Below are 547 nucleotides of genomic sequence, written 5' to 3'. Positions count from 1 at the left end.
GAAGTCGAACGATTTAATAAACCGCGAAGGAGAAAATCAGTATGCGCACAATGAAAGTCAACACCGCCACTCGTGAATCAGACGAACAGTTTAAAACAGATAAATATCTGCGCAGTGCCGTAACCAATGGTAAAGCTCGCCTGGATTTTATCCCGGAGCTCTTTTTTACGCCGTTAGCCGATACTATGGCCGCGAACTGGTTACGCCAGCATTCTGAATACGACGGCGGTTCCTGGTCTTACTGGGTTATTCCACAGGGTGTCGGCGGGAATATTGCACCCAACAGCATCCAGTTCATTACCACGCAGACCGGATATATCGCACCTGAAGGTGAGCAGCGTTACAGGATGTGCATCCCGGGAAATTATTTTGAAGGTGAGGTCAGCGCTGATGCAGCAGGCATTATTGCCACGCTGATGATTATGAACAGGTTGTCCTGGCACGTGGCTGAAATGGGGCCGCAATATGACCAGATCTGCAGGCGTCTGGTTTCACGGCAGGATGCACTGAAGGATTATATCAGCATTATTCATCATCCCGAACGGCA

At 49.4% G+C, this 547-nt stretch carries 1 protein-coding gene; it reads left to right on the top strand.

Going from position 1 to position 547, the window contains the following annotated elements; genetic code table 11:
- Positions 1-41: 41 nt before the first annotated feature.
- Positions 42-547, top strand: a 506-nt coding sequence (locus HMPREF3096_RS01885) for an antirestriction protein (RefSeq protein ID WP_070544264.1), incomplete at its 3' end; no start/stop codon positions are given.

It is taken from the genome of Klebsiella sp. HMSC25G12, assembly GCF_001807705.1.
In the GTDB taxonomy this organism is placed as follows: Bacteria; Pseudomonadota; Gammaproteobacteria; order Enterobacterales; family Enterobacteriaceae; genus Klebsiella; species Klebsiella variicola.
Note: the sequence above shows the minus strand (reverse complement) of the source record. Positions and strands in the feature narration are given on the sequence as shown.